Below are 16,691 nucleotides of genomic sequence, written 5' to 3'. Positions count from 1 at the left end.
GTGCCATGACCTATGCGGACAGCATAACCGTCGAGGCCCTCGAAGCCGATCCCTATCCGATCTATGCGGAGCTGAGACGCACCGCACCGGTGGCCTATGTTCCAGCCGTCGATCTCTGGTTCGTCACGCGCTGGAAGGACGTCGAGACGGTCGGCAAGACGCCGGACATCTTCTCGAATGTGGTTGGCACCTCGCCGGTGGAGCGCTCCTTCGGCAAGCCAACCATCCTCACCACCGATGGGGAGGTTCATAGGGAGCTTCGCACCGGCGTCGATCCCAAGTATCGCCCCCGGACCGTCGCCGGCTATGCCGGCGACTTGGTGCGCGGCATCGCCGAGCCCCTTCTGGATGAATTGGCCAAGCGGAGTTCGGCCGAACTGATGGCGGAGTATTTCGAGCCGGTCTCGACATTGGCGCTAGCTCATTCGATGGGGCTTTATGACGTCGATGTGCCGACGCTGCGCCGTTGGTTCTACGGGTTGGCGCAAGGCGCCATCAATTTCGAGAACGACCCGAAGCGAGACGAGATCGCCGAGGCCGTCAGCGTTGAGGTGAGCGAAGCTGTTCGGCCAACACTGGAGCGGCTGGCACGCGAACCGGACGGCTCGGCATTTTCGCACATGTTGCATGGCGGCATGCCGCCCGGACAGACGCGGTCGATCGACTTTCTGATGCCAACCATCAAGGTCATCCTTTTGGGCGGCATGCAGGAGCCAGGTCATGGCGCCGGTTCAGTCCTTGCCGGCCTCTTGACGCATCCTGAGCAGATGCAGGCCGTACTGGCCGATCCTGACGGGCTGGTGCCGAAGGCGGTCGACGAAGGCCTGCGCTGGATTGCCCCGATCGGCACGCAGACAAAACAGACCACGCGCGCCGTCGAGCTCGGCGGCGCTTCGATCCCGGCCGGTGCGCCAGTTGCCGCGCTGGTCTCGTCGGCAAACCGTGACGAGAGCCGGTTTCCCGATCCAGACCGGTTCGACATCCTTCGCAACCATGGCAGCCATGCAGCTTTCGGCTTCGGTCATCACTTCTGTTCGGGCCGCTTCTTCGCACGCGAGCAGATGTGCCTGGCGGTAGCCTTGCTGCTGGCGCGGTTCCCCAATATGCGACTGGCGAATGGTGAAACCCCTGTGTTCCGGGGTTGGGAGTTCCGCGCGCCGACCGCGCTTCATGTGACATTCGGAGAAAAGACCTGATGGACCAGGCCACGATCGACGCGCTGCGGCAGAAACCTGTCGCAGCGCAAAAGCTCTTCATCGGAGGCGCATTCGCCGACAGCCGGGATGGGGAAACGCTTCCCGTCATCTCGCCGATCGACGGTACGACTTTGACTTCGATTGCCGATGCGGGAGCCACGGATGTCGATCGTGCAGTGGCCGCCGCGCGTGCTGCCTTCGAGAAGGGAAGCTGGTCGCGTGCAGCACCGGCCGCGCGCAAGAAAGTGCTGCTGAAACTGGCCGATCTGATCGAGAAGCACGCACTCGAACTGGCCGTGCTCGGCGTCCGTGACAACGGCACCGAAATCGGCATGGCTTACAAGGCCGAGCCGTTGTCGGCGGCGGGCACGTTCCGCTACTACGCCGAGGCCATTGACAAGGTCTATGGCGAGATCGCGCCGACGGCGCCGGACGTGCTCGGCCTTATCCATCGCGAGCCGCTGGGTGTCGTCGCCGCCATCGTGCCGTGGAACTTCCCGATGATGATCGGCGCCTGGAAGGTGGCGCCGGCACTTGCCGCCGGCAACAGCGTGGTCCTGAAACCGGCAGAAGTGGCATCCCTCACCTTGTTGCGCCTCGGCGAGCTGGCGGCGGAAGCCGGCCTGCCGGAGGGGGTTCTCAATGTCGTCACGGGGCGTGGCAGCGTGACGGGCGAGGCGCTTGGCCTGCACATGGATGTTGACGCCATCGTCTTCACCGGTTCCGGCGGAGTGGGGCGCCGTCTGCTCGACTATTCGGCGCGCTCCAATCTCAAGCGGGTGCATCTGGAACTTGGCGGCAAATCGCCCAACGTCGTCTTTGCCGACGCGCCAGATCTCGATGTCGCGGCCAAGGTCTCCGCGCATGGCATCTTCCGCAATGCCGGCCAGGTCTGTGTTGCCGGCTCGCGGCTGCTTGTGCAGTCCTCGATCTATGACACCTTCGTGGAAAAGCTGGTGGCGGCAACGACCAGGATGAAGGTCGGCGATCCGCTCAACATCAAATCGGACATCGGCGCGGTGAGCAGCATGGAGCAGCTCAAGAAGGATCTCGGTCATGTGGCGACGGCGCTGGACGAAGGCGCGCAACTGGTTTCCGGTGGCCGCCGCATCCGCGAGGAAACCGGTGGCTATTACATGGAGCCGACCATCTTCGGCGGCGTCGCTCCCGGCATGACCGTGGCGCGCGAGGAAGTGTTCGGCCCTGTGCTGGCCGTGCAGCGCTTCGAGGATGAAGCGGAGGCCGTGCGGCTCGCCAATGGTACCGTCTACGGGCTCGCCTCGGCAGTGTGGACGTCGAACCTTGCCAGGGCCCACCACATGGTGCGGGCGATCCGTGCCGGCGTGGTGCACGTCAACACCTATGGCGGTGCGGACATGACCGTACCGCTCGGCGGTTTCGGCCAGTCAGGCTTCGGCCGGGACAAGTCGTTGCACGCTTTCGACAAATATTCGGACCTGAAAACGGCCTGGATTTCGCTGGCGTAGGGGGCTGGCGGCGCAAGCGCGGTCCTTCGGGATCGCGCTTGCGTTTGTTCCCTATTTGTTCTATTCTGAGTGTTTCGACCCTGCGAATTGGGCGAAACATGTCCCAAGGTGTTTTCGATTTCGGCCAGTCAGAAGGCCCGCGTCGACCCAAGAAGCCGGAGCGACTGATCTTGATGGCGTTGCTTGAAACGCCGGTGGGCAGTCAGGCGCTGGAGATCGCGTCCGAGATACAGACGGCAAACGGGTTCCAGGCGAAATTGCGTCCGCTGAAACACCTGCACATCTCGCTTCAACACATCATGGACGACAAACGTTTGCGCGAGAAATATGTGTTTGCGGCCAAATGCGCTGCGAATTCCGTTAGCGCCGATGCGTTTGATGTCTGTTTCGATCGCATCGTCACATTCCCAGCTGGGCGACCGGACAGGCGAGCAACGGTGCTTCTCGGCGGAAGCACGGCGTTGATGGATCTTCAGCGTCGGCTTGGTGTTGCTCTCATCTCTAACGGGTTGCATGGGACGCTGAACTTCAATCCGCATATCACGCTCTTCTACAGCCCTCGATCGGTTGCGCCCCAACAGATCGGTCCCTTGCATTTCACAATCAGGACATTCTCGCTTGTTCACAGCGAGTTGGGCCTTACGAAGTACAACATTCTCGAATCCTGGCTGATGCAGGAGAAATGGCACTAAAAGGCATAGCCTTTCGTTCGATGGCTTCCTAAGTTCGTCCGCGCTATGTGATGCGACCTGAACGTTGCATCGCCATCGCGGAGGAGAGGATGGATTTTTCGACGGTCGACCGCACCTATGCCAGGGCGCGAGCGGAATTTCGCCTGGAAATACCCGAGCATTTCAATTTCGCTTTCGACGTCATCGACGGCTGGGCGAAGCGGGACGATCGCACGGCAGTAATTGCCGTCTCGCGCGACGGCGAGACGATCCAGCGCATCGCCTATTCGCAGCTTTCGGAAAGTTCGAACCGCTTTGCCAACGCCTTGCGCACGCTGGGCGTTGCCGCCGGCGACTTTGCGTGTCTCGTCATCGGCCGCGTGCCGGCCTGGTACACCGTGCTGTTCGGTTGCATGAAGGCGGGCGTCGTCTCGATGCCGGGCACCAATCTGCTGACCGCGCATGACATCGCCTATCGGGTCAACCATTCGAAGGCCACGGTGGTCATCGTCACCTCCGAGCACTGCGCCAAGGTCGATGCCATCCGCGCCGAATGCCCGACGCTGAAGACCTTCATCGTCGTCGACGGCGAGCGCGATGGCTGGCTGTCGTTCGAGAAGCTGCTTGCCGAGGCTTCGCCGGAGCTGGACCGGAAGGACTTTCCGCCAAATCGCGCCACCGACATGATGATGGCCTATTTCACCTCCGGCACCACCTCGATGCCGAAGATGGTGCCGCGCGACCATGGTTATGCTCTGGCTCATGTGGCGACCGGCCTGTTCTGGATGGATCTCAGGCCCGGCGACGTGCACTGGTCGCTCACCGATACCGGCTGGGCGAAGGCTGCCTGGGGCATCCTGTTTCCACAGCTGATGCTCGGCACGCCGGCGGTGCTCTACAATGGCGACGGCGCCTTCGATGCCGACATGCATCTGAAGCTGATCGGGAAGCTCAAGGTCTCGACCTTCTGCGCGCCCCCCACCGTCTACCGCCTGTTCGCACAGCAGGATTTGAAACGCTACGATCTTTCCAGCTTGCGCCGTTCGCTGGGTGCGGGCGAGCCCCTCAATCCGGAGGTGATGCGCATCTGGAAGGAAGCGACCGGCACGACCATCGCCGATGGTTACGGCCAGACCGAGACCATCAACATCGTCGCCAATTTCCCCGGCGAGGAAGTTCGGTTCGGCTCGATGGGCAAACCGGTGCCGGGTTACGATGTCGACGTCGTCGATGACGATGGCAAGCGTCTGCCCGACGAGGAAGTCGGCCATATCGCGGTCAGGGTCACCGATCCGCACCCGGGCGGCCTGTTCCACGGCTACTACACCGGCAAGGCGCTGGACACCGGCTCATTCCGCAATGGCTGGTATTATACGGGCGATACCGCCCGCCGCGACAAGGATGGTTATCTCTGGTTCGTCGGTCGTTCCGACGACCTGATTTCATCCGCCGGTTATCGCATCAGCCCGTTCGAGGTGGAAAGCGCGCTGATAGAGCACAAGGCGGTCGCTGAAAGCGCGGTCATCGGCAAGCCCGACCCGACCCGCGGGCAGATCGTCAAGGCCTATGTCATCCTGGCAAAGGGGTTCGCGGCATCGGACGAGCTTGCACGCGATATCCAGGAGTTCTGCCGCAACCTGACCGCGCCTTACAAATATCCGCGCGAGATCGAGTTCGTCGACGCGCTGCCCAAGACCATTTCCGGCAAGATCCGCCGGGTGGAACTCAGACAGGCCAATAAGGAATAACCCCTCAGGCCGCGTCGCGATCGGTGAGCGCGATGTGGCAGCAGCCGCTGCCGTGGCCGGGCGACCAGGTGACGTTGTCGAAGCGCACGCCGGTGGCTTCGAACAGGCCACGGTCGAAAGCGCCTGCAATCCTGCAGAGCGTGGTGAGCTGTTCTTCGCCGACACCGGCCTCGATCCAGGCGTCCTTGAGCGGGCAACGCTTCACCTTGAAAGCGATGCGGTCCGGCGCGCGCTCGACATCGGTCGGATACATGCGTCCGTCATCGGGACTGAAGGACAGAAAGGCCTCGCCGATGGCGCGCGCGTCGTTTGGCCCGAACTTGCCGAAGGCCGCCGTCGCAACCTCCTGGCCGCGCTTTTCGATGGCGCGCACCATGATCGCTTCTGCCTGTTCCGCGCCCAGTTCCGCCGTCAGTTCGTCCAGCATGAGCCGGTAGAGATCGGCGCGATTGCGGAAGGCGGAGTCGAGTTCGCGGGCAAGCTTTTCCGCGCGTGCCTGAGGGTCAGTCATGATCGGTCCTGTGTTCTTGTCAGCCTGGGCACAGCGGCAACCAGCGCCTTGCCGATGGTCGATTGCGGATTGTCGATGACCGTGCGGGCATCCCCTTGCTCGACGATACGACCATCTTCGAGAAAGATGACGCGATGCGCGAAGGCGCGCACCACGCCAAGGTCATGCGAAACGAAAAGATAGGCGATGCGTTCCGTGCGCTGCAGGTCGAGCAGCAGTTCGAGGATCTGGCCGCGCACCGAGACGTCGAGCGCCGAAACGGCCTCATCCAGCACAATCAAGGACGGCTTCGTGGCGATGGCGCGGGCGATCGCCACACGCTGGCGTTGACCGCCGGAAATCTCGTGAAGATGGCGACCGGCGAGATCCGGCGTCAGGCCGACGCGTTGGAGCAGAGCTGCAATGCGGTCCGGGCGTTCGCTGCGGGCAGCAAGCCTATGGATGCGCAACGGATCATCCAGAACACGCGCGACCGTCGCGCGCGGGTTGAGCGCGGCAAGCGGATCCTGGAACACCATCTGCAGCCGTGCGCGTCTGGCTCGTAATGCCGAACCGCGCAGAGCGAGGAAATCCCCGCCTTCGAAATCCACGCGGCCGGCATCGGGTTCGATCAGCCGCAGGATCAGGCGGGCTATGGTGGATTTGCCGGAGCCTGAAGGACCAGCGAGCGCCAGCGTTTCGCCGCCAGAAATCGAAAGGGAAATATTGTCGGCTGCAGTGACGGTTGTTCCGCTGCGGCGGAAGCGTTTGGTCAGCCCGGAAATGGCAAGCAGCGGATCAGACATGGCCATGCCCTGTCGCTGCGATCATCGGCGCGGCGTCGAGGCCGATATGGGCGTCCAGCAGCTTCTTTGTATAGGCATGCTGCGGTGCCTCGATCACTGCGTCGGCGGTGCCCAGTTCGACCATCTCGCCGCTGCGGAAGACAGCGATGCGATCGGCCAGTTCGGCGGCAAGCGCGATATCGTGGCTGACGAACAGCAGCGCCATTCCATCCTCGGCCACCAACCGCCGGATCAGTGCGATGATGTCGGCCTGCACGATGGTGTCGAGCGCGCTGGTTGCCTCGTCGGCGATCAGCAATCTCGGGCCGGCGGCGATGGCCGCCGCGATGGCTACCCGCTGCCTTTGTCCTCCGGATAGCTGATGCGGATAGGCATGCAGCGCGGTGTCCGGGTCTGGCAGCCGGACACGCCGCAACAGGTCGAGGGCGTGGCTTCGCGCTTGCACCCAATTGAGGTCGAGATGCGTGTGTGCGACCTCGGCAATCTGCCGGCCGACAGTCATCACCGGGTCAAGGCTCGCCGAAGCATCCTGGAAGACGAAGCCGATGTCGCGGCCGCCACGGGGCAGCTGCGGCTGTCCTGACCACAGGATCGTGCCGTTCACCGCTGCCGTCGGCGGCAGCAGCCCGGCGATGGCAAGCGCCAGTGTGCTTTTGCCCGAACCGCTTTCGCCGATGATCGCCAGACGCTCGCCGGCGGCGATGTCGAGATCGATATTGCCGAGCGAAGGCGCGATCGCGTCGCGCCGATAGGAGACCGACAGGTTGCGGATCGAGACGAGCGGGCCGGTCATGACAGGCCCTTTCGGACTGCGGTACCTTCGACCACGCCTTCGCCGGCGAGATAGACACCAAGTACGGTCAGCACCAGCGCGATGCCGGGCACGATCGAGAGGAACGGCGCCGAACGCAGCACGGTGCGGCCCTCCGCGATCATGCCGCCCCAGGTGACGCGGTTGGGGTCGCCGAGTCCGAGGAAGGAAAGTGCGGCCTCGATCAGGATCGCTGATGCGACGATGACGGAGGAAAGTGCGAGCACCGGCGGCAAGGCATTGGGCAGCACCTCGCGCAAGGCGATCTCCAGCGGATGCATGCCGATGACCCTCGCGCCGGCAACGAAATCGCGCTCGCGGATGGAAAGCACTTCAGCGCGCGCCACGCGTGCCGGTCCGGTCCAGGCCGAAAGGGCTATCGCGATGACCACGACGGTGAGCGACGGGCCAACGACACTGACGAAAGCGAGCGCCAGCAGGAAGGATGGCACGGTCTGGAAGGCGTCGGTGATACGCATCAGCGCCTCATCGACAAAGCCGCCGGCAAAGCCTGCCAATGTGCCGATCACCGCACCGACGGCAATGGCAGCGGCTGCTGCGGCGAGACCCACGGCCAACGATGTGCGGGCGCCATGGAAGAGCTCAGCCAGCACGTCGCGGCCGAGGCGGTCAGTGCCGAGCGGCAGCGACCAATCCTGGAACGGCAGCAGCAGCGGCGTTCCCTTGATGGCGAGAGGATCGCCCGGGAAAAGCGCGGAAGCTGCCAGCGCCATGGCCGCCAGCACGGCCAGGATGCCCAGCCCGACCAGTGCTTCGGGTACGCTTGTCAGCCGCCTCATGCGCTGGCCTCGCTGGCGCCGACACGTGGGTCGAGGAAGGCATAGGCGATATCGACCAGAAGGTTGATGAGAACGACCAGAACGGCACTGACCAGAATAATGCCGAGCAGCAGCGGCGTGTCGCGCAGCGCCACGGCTTCCTGTGCCAGCCTACCGAGGCCTGGTACGGAAAAGATGCTTTCGATGACGACGCTGCCGCCCAGCATCTGCGCGGATTGCAGGCCTAGCATGGTGACCAGAGGCAACAGCGCGTTGCGCGCGACATGGGCCAGCACGATGCGTCGGCGGCTGAGCCCCTTGGCGCGGGCGGCACGTATGAAATCCAGCCGCCAGACCTCGGCCATGCCGGCCCGCATCATCCGCAGATACAGCGCCAGATAGATCACGCCGAGGGAGGTCACGGGCAAGACGAGATGGTGGGCGATGTCGGCGGCGCGGGCAAGGCCGGTCTTGCCGGACGCGATTGTCTCGAACCCGGAGATCGGGAACCAGCGCAGGTCGACGGCGAAGACGATGACGAGGACGAGCGCCAGCCAGAATCCGGGAACCGCATAGAGCGCCAGCGACGCCGTCGACAGGAAACGGTCGCGCAAGCTGCCGGGTCTTGCGCCGGCATAGATGCCCAGCGCCGAGCCGAGACCGAAGGACAGTGCGGTCGAAGCGCCCATCAGGATGAGCGTAACCGGCAGGCGCTCCAGGATGACGTCGCGGATCGGCCGCGAGAAGGCAACCGAGTGGCCGAGATCGAGATGCAGCAGCGCCCACAGATAGTTGGCCAGCCGCGTCGCGGCGGACTGGTCGAGACCCCAGCTTTGCCGCATTGCCTCGACAAGGCCGGCATCGCCGCCGGTCGACACAAGATAGGCGTCGACCGCATCGCCTGGAGCCGCCTCGAGCAGGAGGAACGTGCCGACAACGACGATCAGAAGCACGAAGACGGAGCCGACAAGCCGCCGGCGCAGGAGGAGGAAGGCGCGTGACATGAATACAAACTTCGAGGCCGGAGCCGCCAACTTAGCCGCTGGCGGCGGCTGACCTCAAGCACCGATCCGGATTACTGCGCCAGCCAGGTGTCCGACCAGTTGGACACGGCCCAGCGCGGATTGTCGGCGATGTTGCCCACCTTGTCGCTGGCAACCGAAATGAAGGTCCAATCGGCGACGTTGATGAAGGGCAGGTCTTCGACAACCTTTTTCTGGAACTCCTTGTAGAGCTCGGTGCGCGCCTTGGCATCCAGCGTTTCGGCCGCCTTCCCGATGATGGCGTCGATGTCGGCATTCTTGTAGCCGCCCTGGTTGGAGAAGGGCACACCATCGGGAATGCCGCTCTGCGCCAGGATGGTGGTGGAGATCGCGGGGTCGCCACGGAACACGGGCGGGCCGACCGCCAGATCGAAGGCGTGGTCGGTATAGACCGCCTTCATGTGCGCGGCAGAGTCGTTGTTGACGAGCTCGGCATCGATGCCGATGGCCGCGAGCGCTTGGCGCAGATAGTCGCCGAACTGCTTGGTTTCGTTGAAATAGGGAGCCGGCAGCAGTTTGAGCTTGAAGCGCTTGCCGTCGGCGCCGGGCTTGTAGCCGGCCTCGTCGAGCAAGGCGTTGGCCTTGGCGACATCGAAGGCATAGGCCGGCACGTCGGGGGTATAGAACTGCTTGTCGTTCTTCGGCACCGGTCCGGTGGCGGTCTCGGCGTAGCCGAGGAAGATCGTCTTGACGACGAAGTCCCTGTCGATGGCATGGGCGATCGCCTGCCGCACCTTCACATCAGCGAGTTCCTTGCGGCGGTGGTTGATTTCCACGACGAGCTGATAGGTGAGGCCTTCATAGCCTTTGGTGACGACCTTCAGGCCCGGAACCTTGGAAATGCGATCGAGGTCAGCCAACGGCACGGCCGAGAAGGCCGCGAGCTGGATTTCCTCGGCCTCCAGCGCATTGGCGGCTGCGGAGCGATCCGGCAGCACCTGATAGACGATTTCGTCGAGATAGGGCTCGCTCTTGCCCCAGTAGGCCGCGTTCTTCTCCAGCCGGTAATATTGGCCCGCCTTGTGTTCGGCGAACTTGAACGGACCGGTGCCGATGGGCGCGGTGTTGGCCGGGTTTTCGTCGATCTTGCCGTTTTCATAGACGTGCCTGGGCACGACGCTGGTCAGCGCCGGCAATGCGTTGCGGATCAGCTGGAACGGCGTCGGCTTGGCAAACTTGAAGACAGCGGTGTGTTCGTCCGGCGTCTCGACCGCCTCGAGATCCTTGAAGACGACACGGCCGAGGTTCTGCAACGGCTTCCAGATCTGCAAGGCCGAGAAGGCGACATCGGCCGAGGTGAACGGCTTGCCGTCGTGCCAGCTCACGCCTTCGCGCAGCTTGAAGGTGACGGACTTGCCGTCTTCCGAACCTTCCCAACTGACGGCGAGGCGAGGACTGAGCCCATCCTTGCCTTCATAGTCGGCTTCGGCGAGCGGTTCGACGATCTTGGAGGAAATGAAGAAGACGCCGTTGGACGCGACTATTGCCGGGTTCAGGTTGCGCGGCTCGGAGTCGGCCGCAACCGTCAAGCGTCCACCCTTCTGTGGCTCCTGCGCCCGGCCAATGGTTGGGAGGGCGGTCGAGGCAAGCAGCAATGCAGCCCCTGATAGCACCGAACGTCTGGTGAGGCTGAAATCCGACATGACTGAACCCCCAAATGACCCGCCAGGCGGGGCTGACAATTCCGGACAGGCTTGGCCGCCTGTTCCACCGGCGCGGATTATGACCTTTGTCCACCGTTTCGCCAGAGAAGGATTTGGCGCGGAAGGCTCTGGCGGTGAAATTTCCATCCGCTGGACCAGCGGTCGTGCCGGCCAAAGACGTTGCGATTTGACGATACGCATGAGACAGCAGGGGAGTCCGAACATCAACGCCAGGTGAGATGCCGATGTCCTCAGCGCGCGATCGTCTCGAAGCTGTTCTCTCGCGCCTTGGCGAGCGAGTTGCCGACGAGAAGGTGTTCACCAAGCTTTATCCCGAAGTGGCTCGCGCGGCCGCCGATGCGGCCGACGCACGACGGAAGGCCGGCATCGCGCTGGGACCGCTCGACGGCGAGATCGTCTCGATCAAGGATCTGCTCGATGTCGGTGGTGAGCCGACGCTGGCCGGTTCATTGCTTCGCCGCACCGCCGCGCCGGCGGAGAAAGACGCGCCGGTGGTGCAACGCCTGCGTCAGGCCGGTGCCGTCATCATCGGCAAGACCAACATGACCGAATTCGCCTTCACGGCGCTTGGCCTCAATCCGCACTACGGCACGCCGGGCAACGGCGCCGATGCGAAGCGTGTGCCGGGAGGATCCTCTTCCGGCGCCGGCGTGTCGGTGGCCGAAGGCACCAGCGCCATTTCGATCGGGTCGGACACCGGCGGATCGATTCGTATCCCGGCGGCGCTGAACGGCGTTGTCGGCTTCAAGCCAACCGCGCGGCGCGTGCCTTTGCAAGGCGCCTTTCCGCTTTCCTTCGCGCTGGATTCGCTTGGCCCCCTGGCACGCACCGTCGCCGAATGCGCGGCGGCCGACGCGGTCTTGGCAGGTGAAGAAGCCGTACCACTCGTGCCGGCGCGGCTGGATGGCCTGCGCGTCGGCATTCCGCGCGGCGATCTGTTCAACGACACCGAAGAGCCGATCGCGCGCGCCTTCGAGGACGCGATCCGCAAGCTGGAGCGATCCGGCGCGCGCCTTTTCGACATCGCCATCGACGACCTGGTCGATGCGATGAATGAGGCCACCCAATATGGTTCGATTGCCGGCATGGAAGGTGCCGCCATTCATGCCGACTGGCTGGAGGCTGGTACGGACGTGCCGGTCGATCCGCACGTCAGCGTGCCTTTGGCCCGTTACGCCAAGGCGCCGGTTCCGATCTACATCCGCACCATGCGCAGCCGCGCCGAGCATGTCGTCGAGATGGATCGCAGGCTGGTGGATTTCGACGTGCTGGCGCTGCCGACCGTGCCGGTCGCGGCCCCGCTGATCGATGCGGTGATGGCAGACCCGAAATTCGACGATCGCATGGAAGGGCTGCTGCTGCGCAACACCGAGGTGTTCAACTATTTCGACCAGTGCGCGATCTCGCTGCCGATGCCAGGTACCGCTTTGCCATCCGGCCTGATGCTGGTCGGTCGCAATGGCCATGACCGTCGCCTGCTGGCGATCGCGGCTTCGGTCGAATCCTTGCTGAAGGCCTGAACCGGTTCTGCAAGGCAGGCGATAGAGCGGGAACACTTCCGCTCTATCGGGGCCCTTATTTGCTGCCGCGCCGGCGCAGCCCGTCGAAATAGACGATGACAATGATCAGCACGCCGGTGATGACACGCTGCCAGAACGCGTTGACGTTGAGCAAATTGGCGCCGTTGTTGATGGTGGCCAGGATGAAGGCGCCGAGCAGTGGCCCGTGCACCGAACCGACGGCGCCGAACAGCGATGTGCCGCCGATGACCGACGAGGCGATCGCCTGCAGTTCCCAACCTTCGGCCTGGGTGGGGTTGCCGATGCCGATGCGGGACGCGAGCAACACGCCGACGAAGGCCGCACAGAGGCCCGACAGCGTATAGGCCATGTAGATCGTACGCTGGACATTGACGCCGGAAAGGCGCGCGGCCTCGGCGTTGGAGCCGACCGAGAACAGGTAGCGACCCCAGCGCGTGTGATGCAGGAAGATGTAAGCCGGCACGCCGACGAGGATGACCATCCAGAACAGGTTGGGCACGCCGACGAAGGAGCCGCGCGAGAATTCCTGGAAGGCATCGTTGTTGATGGAAATGGAGTTGCCGTTGGTCATCAAAAGGCCGATGCCGCGCAGCGAGGTCAATGTGGCCAGCGTGATGATGAAGGGCGGTAGCCCCATCTTGACGATGCCGAAGCCGTGGAAGAGGCCGATGGCGACGCCGATCAGCAAGGTGATCAGGATGGCGACGAAAACCGGCAGGCCGGAATTGATCAGCATCGCCGTCGTCACGGTCGCGAAGCCAACCACCGCGCCAACGGAAAGATCGATGCCGCCGGTGATGATGACGAAGGTCTGCCCGACTGCCAGGATGGCGATCATGGAGCCCTGGCGCAGCAGATTGGAGATGTTGTTGGCGGTGGCGAAGCTGGATGTCGAGAAGGACAGCAGGACCCACAACAGCACCAGCAATGCCAGCAGCGTCAGCCCGAACAGCGCGTTGTAGTTGCGCTTTGGCTTTTCGGCGGGGATCACCTCGGTGCTCATGATTGTCCTCCCGGTTTTTCCTGTTTTTCGGCGAGCGCCTGGGTCAGGATGTCTTCGTGGCTGGCGGTGTGGAAGCCATGCGTGGCGACCAGCTTGCCGCGCCGGAAAACATGCAGCGTATCGGCCAGTTCATAGACTTCCGGCAGATAGGACGAGATCAGGATGATGCCCGCGCCCTGAGATAGGAGCGTCGAGAAAAGGCGGTAGATTTCAGCCTTGGTGCCGACGTCCACGCCGACCGTCGGTTCATCGAAGATGAACAGCTTGGCACCGTGGTTCAGCCATTTGCCGATGACGATCTTCTGCTGGTTGCCGCCTGACAGGCTGGAAGCCAGCGCATGCCGCCCGGGAGTCTTGATGCGCAGGCCGGCAATCTGCTGTTCGGCGTGCTTTGCCTCTTCACTGCCGGAGATCAGTAGGCCTTTGCTGATACTCTTGTAGATTGGCAGGTTGAGGTTCAGTCCCACCGGCAGGTTGAGACAAAGCCCCTGGTCGCGCCGGCTTTCGGGCGCCAGCGCCATGCCGAGCTTGATCGCATCATGCTCAGAACGGATGTGCACTTCCTTGCCGTCCCACAACACCGTGCCGGAGGATTTGGCGTGGCGGCCGTAGAGCGTGGTGACGAATTCGCTGCGGCCGGCGCCGATCAGGCCGTAGAGGCCAACGATCTCGCCTTCGCGCACGGTCATCGAGACATTCTCGAAACCCTTGCCGGAAAGCTGCCTGGCTTCCAGGATAGCCTTGCCGATCGGGAACTCGTCCTTGTGGTAGATCTGTTCGATCGAGCGGTTGATCATCAGCCGCACCAACTCGGCTTCGTCGGTTTCCTTGATGTTGCGGGTGCCGACATAGGTGCCGTCGCGCAGCACCGAGACACGGTCGGCCAGTTCGAACACTTCTTCCATGCGGTGGCTGATGTAGATGATGGTGACGCCTTCGGCCTTGAGGCGGCGGATCAGCGCGAAAAGCTGGTCGGCCTCCTTGCGGGTGAGATAGGCGGTCGGTTCGTCGAAGATCAGGAATTTGGTGCCGCGCACGGTAGCGCGGGCAGCGGCGATCAACTGCTGCTGGCCGATTGTGAGGTCGCCCAGCATGGCGTGGGCGGGCAGGTTGAAGCCGAGATCGTTGATGATCTTCTGTGCGTCGCGCACCATGGCTCGCTGCTGCAGGAGGCCGTAGCGGACGTTTTCCTCGCCGAGGAACATGTTGGCGGCAACGGTGAGGTGACGGCACAACACCACTTCCTGGTGCACCGCGTTGATGCCGAGCGCCATCGCTTCATGCGGCGTGGCGAGCGCGACCGGTTCACCTTCCCAGATGACATCGCCGGAGGTGCGCGGCATCACGCCGGTCAGAAGCTTGATGAGCGTGGATTTGCCGGCGCCGTTCTCGCCGACGATCGCGTGGATTTCGCCAGCCCTGAAAGCGAGGCTCACCGGCTTCAAGGCATGGGTACCGGGATACTTCTTCTCCAGGCCGCGCAGTTCCAGGATCACCTTGCCGGGTTCGAGTTCCGGGGCAGGATGCTGGTGCTGTGTCGCCGATGTCATGACAATCCTCCCGATTGGCACGCTTTGGACAGCTCGTGCAGCCTAGCGCATGAGTCCTGAGCCGGACAGGCATGCCGTCGCGCTTCAGGAAACGCTCTCGCAAGAGCGATGTCTTTGCCAGGCTGGGCACGGACGGCACCCCTGGCAGGATCTCCAGGGCCGACACGGCCCCGGAGACGTTTGGTTGTCGAGGCTCAGTTGAGCTTCGGATTGAGGAGCGCGTCGATCTTCGGCTCCTTCATGTTTTCCTTGGTGACGAGGTTGGCGCCGGTGTCGACGAAGGTTTCGACCTTCTCGCCCTTGGAGGCCGCGAGCGCGGTCTTGATGCCGTCATAACCCATGCGATACGGGTCCTGCACGACAAGGCCGGAAATGACACCGTCATTGAGGAACTTGATCAGCTTCTCATCGCTGTCGAAACCGATCAGTCCGACCTTGCCGGAGAGGTTGTTTTCGGCGATCGCCTGGCCGACACCCTGCGCCATGATCAGGTTCGAGGCGAAGATACCCTTGAGGTCCGGATTGGCAGTGATCAAGTCGGTTGCGATGTTGAGGCCGGTCGTGGCCTGACCGTCAGCGTATTTGTCGGCGACCACCGTGAGGCCTGGATACTTGGCCTTGACCTGTTCGAGGAAGCCCTCGCGGCGCTGCTCAAGCGAGCCGGCGCCTGGAAGCGCAGTGATGATCGCCACCTTGCCTTCGACCTTGCCACCATTGGCGGCACCGATCGCCGCAGCCAGACCATCGGCCGCAACCTGGCCACCGACCTTGTTGTCGGTGGTCAGGAAGGATGTGAAGGCCTTGGAGTCGGCCGAGGAGTCGATGCCGATGATCTTCACCTTCTTGGCGGCTTCGTCGATCGGCTTGCCGAGAGCCTTGGCTTCGGTCGGGGAGATGACGACAGCGGACGGATTGCCGGCAACTGCGTTTTCAAGGATCGAGATCTGGCCGTTCACGTCGGTCTCAGCCTGCGCGCCGAGTTCCGGCACGTTGACGCCGAGGTCCTTGCCGGCCTTGCGGGCCCCGGCAAGCACGATCTGCCAATAGAAGGAGGTGGTGTCCTTCACGATGATCGGAATGGTGGTGTCGGCAGCGGCGGCCGGCCCCGTCTGGAATGCGCCGGCCAGCATGGAAGCGGCGGCGAGCGCCACGAAAGCGCGGCGGTTGAGCATGCTTTTCACGAATTTCATAGGCTTCCTCCCAAAGTCGCCCAGTCGATTATGCGGAGTCCCTTCTGGATAGGCGAAGTCCAATCAGGACTTTATAGATAAAAAACAGCACTACGATTTTTAATGGATCGCAACTGCGCTTGCAAGTGTGGCGCTTTCCTCCGTCGTCCTCACTGCTCTCTTTCCGATATGAAGCATCAATTCCAAAATAAGGTCAAGACGGAATATTCATTCCATATTGTTTGGCCGTGCGTCTCTGGCGATCAATCCTGCTCCGTCTGGATCACGCCTTTCTTGAGAAGGATGTTCGCATAGGCGACGCGTTCGCCGGAGGCGACGATGTAGGCGGCCTTGGCCGCGCGTTCATAGAAGGCGAACCGCTCGACGGGAGCGATGACGAAGGGACCGGCCAGACGGTCGATGATCGCCTGATAGGACCGGCATATTTCAGGAACACGGTCCGGATCTTCGACAACCGCCATGCGAAATGCCGAGGCCGGCGCGTAAGTATCGAGCGGCATGTGGGTAAGGATCGCTTCCAGCAATGCCTCGCCTCCCAGCCCGTCGGCACGCACGACCTTCGGACCCAGTGTGCTCGCCGGGAAATTGCCGTCGGCGATGACAATCTCGTCGCCGTGCCCCATGCTGCGCAGCGCGTGCAGCAGATCGGGCCCGAGAAGGGGGTGAATGCCGCGCAGCATCAGGCGATATCCTTCCTGGAGTTCGCGCTCCG

The 16,691-nt window shown here is 63.1% G+C and carries 15 protein-coding genes; 5 read left to right on the top strand and 10 right to left on the bottom strand.

Annotated features, from left to right (window positions below):
• Window positions 1-5 precede the first annotated feature (5 nt).
• The 4 genes from ACFWXH_RS25360 (at window position 6) to ACFWXH_RS25345 (ending at window position 5,102) form a co-directional block, all read left to right on the top strand.
• A complete protein-coding gene (locus tag ACFWXH_RS25360) occupies window positions 6-1,196 on the top strand; it encodes a cytochrome P450 (protein ID WP_379124076.1) in 1,191 nt (396 codons plus the stop codon).
• Entirely contained in the window at window positions 1,196-2,683 is a 1,488-nt protein-coding gene (locus ACFWXH_RS25355; protein ID WP_379124075.1) for an aldehyde dehydrogenase, read from the top strand. Before ACFWXH_RS25360 ends, ACFWXH_RS25355 begins: the two co-directional genes overlap by 1 nt.
• Window positions 2,684-2,781: 98 nt before the next feature.
• Window positions 2,782-3,375 carry a 2'-5' RNA ligase family protein gene (locus ACFWXH_RS25350; RefSeq protein WP_379124074.1) on the top strand — a complete coding sequence of 198 codons (594 nt, stop codon included), beginning with the start codon at window positions 2,782-2,784 and terminating at the stop codon, window positions 3,373-3,375.
• An 89-nt stretch (window positions 3,376-3,464) separates the two neighbouring features.
• Window positions 3,465-5,102, top strand: a complete 1,638-nt coding sequence (locus ACFWXH_RS25345) for an acyl-CoA synthetase (RefSeq protein WP_379124073.1) — start codon at window positions 3,465-3,467, stop codon at window positions 5,100-5,102.
• A gap of 4 nt (window positions 5,103-5,106) precedes the next feature.
• Here the strand turns inward: ACFWXH_RS25345 and ACFWXH_RS25340 are convergent, their stop codons facing one another.
• The 6 genes from ACFWXH_RS25340 to ACFWXH_RS25315 form a co-directional block, all read right to left on the bottom strand.
• Window positions 5,107-5,613 (bottom strand): L-2-amino-thiazoline-4-carboxylic acid hydrolase, encoded by a 507-nt coding sequence (locus ACFWXH_RS25340; RefSeq protein ID WP_379124072.1) that lies wholly within the window; start codon window positions 5,611-5,613, stop codon window positions 5,107-5,109.
• Window positions 5,610-6,398, bottom strand: coding sequence for an ATP-binding cassette domain-containing protein (locus ACFWXH_RS25335; protein ID WP_379124071.1), 789 nt, complete (start codon window positions 6,396-6,398; stop codon window positions 5,610-5,612). The genes ACFWXH_RS25340 and ACFWXH_RS25335 overlap by 4 nt, the downstream gene beginning before the upstream one ends.
• The gene (locus tag ACFWXH_RS25330; RefSeq protein ID WP_379124070.1) at window positions 6,391-7,191 is read right to left on the bottom strand and encodes an ABC transporter ATP-binding protein; all 801 of its coding nucleotides are present in this window, start codon (window positions 7,189-7,191) and stop codon (window positions 6,391-6,393) included. The genes ACFWXH_RS25335 and ACFWXH_RS25330 overlap by 8 nt, the downstream gene beginning before the upstream one ends.
• Window positions 7,188-8,009 carry an ABC transporter permease gene (locus ACFWXH_RS25325; protein WP_379124069.1) on the bottom strand — a complete coding sequence of 274 codons (822 nt, stop codon included), beginning with the start codon at window positions 8,007-8,009 and terminating at the stop codon, window positions 7,188-7,190. Before ACFWXH_RS25325 ends, ACFWXH_RS25330 begins: the two co-directional genes overlap by 4 nt.
• A complete protein-coding gene (locus ACFWXH_RS25320; RefSeq protein ID WP_379124068.1) occupies window positions 8,006-8,992 on the bottom strand; it encodes an ABC transporter permease in 987 nt (328 codons plus the stop codon). The genes ACFWXH_RS25325 and ACFWXH_RS25320 overlap by 4 nt, the downstream gene beginning before the upstream one ends.
• A gap of 71 nt (window positions 8,993-9,063) precedes the next feature.
• On the bottom strand, window positions 9,064-10,674 hold the full coding sequence (locus ACFWXH_RS25315) for an ABC transporter substrate-binding protein (RefSeq protein WP_379124067.1): 1,611 nt from the start codon (window positions 10,672-10,674) through the stop codon (window positions 9,064-9,066).
• A gap of 245 nt (window positions 10,675-10,919) precedes the next feature.
• Between ACFWXH_RS25315 and ACFWXH_RS25310 the strand changes: the two genes are divergently transcribed.
• Window positions 10,920-12,215 (top strand): amidase, encoded by a 1,296-nt coding sequence (locus tag ACFWXH_RS25310; protein WP_379124066.1) that lies wholly within the window; start codon window positions 10,920-10,922, stop codon window positions 12,213-12,215.
• Window positions 12,216-12,270: 55 nt separating this feature from the next.
• Here ACFWXH_RS25310 and ACFWXH_RS25305 read toward each other — a convergent pair whose 3' ends face one another.
• The 4 genes from ACFWXH_RS25305 to ACFWXH_RS25290 form a co-directional block, all read right to left on the bottom strand.
• Window positions 12,271-13,239: an ABC transporter permease gene (locus tag ACFWXH_RS25305; RefSeq protein ID WP_379124065.1), complete on the bottom strand. Its 969-nt coding sequence runs from the start codon at window positions 13,237-13,239 to the stop codon at window positions 12,271-12,273.
• Entirely contained in the window at window positions 13,236-14,789 is a 1,554-nt protein-coding gene (locus ACFWXH_RS25300) for a sugar ABC transporter ATP-binding protein (RefSeq protein WP_379124064.1), read from the bottom strand. Before ACFWXH_RS25300 ends, ACFWXH_RS25305 begins: the two co-directional genes overlap by 4 nt.
• Window positions 14,790-14,983: 194 nt before the next feature.
• A complete protein-coding gene (locus ACFWXH_RS25295) occupies window positions 14,984-15,979 on the bottom strand; it encodes an ABC transporter substrate-binding protein (RefSeq protein WP_379124063.1) in 996 nt (331 codons plus the stop codon).
• 242 nt (window positions 15,980-16,221) lie between these two features.
• Window positions 16,222-16,659, bottom strand: coding sequence for an RbsD/FucU family protein (locus ACFWXH_RS25290; RefSeq protein ID WP_379124062.1), 438 nt, complete (start codon window positions 16,657-16,659; stop codon window positions 16,222-16,224).
• Window positions 16,660-16,691: the final 32 nt, after the last annotated feature.

Source organism: Mesorhizobium sp. NPDC059054 (assembly GCF_042739215.1).
Taxonomy (GTDB): domain Bacteria; phylum Pseudomonadota; class Alphaproteobacteria; order Rhizobiales; family Rhizobiaceae; genus Mesorhizobium.
This window is presented reverse-complemented; position numbering and strand designations above follow the sequence as displayed.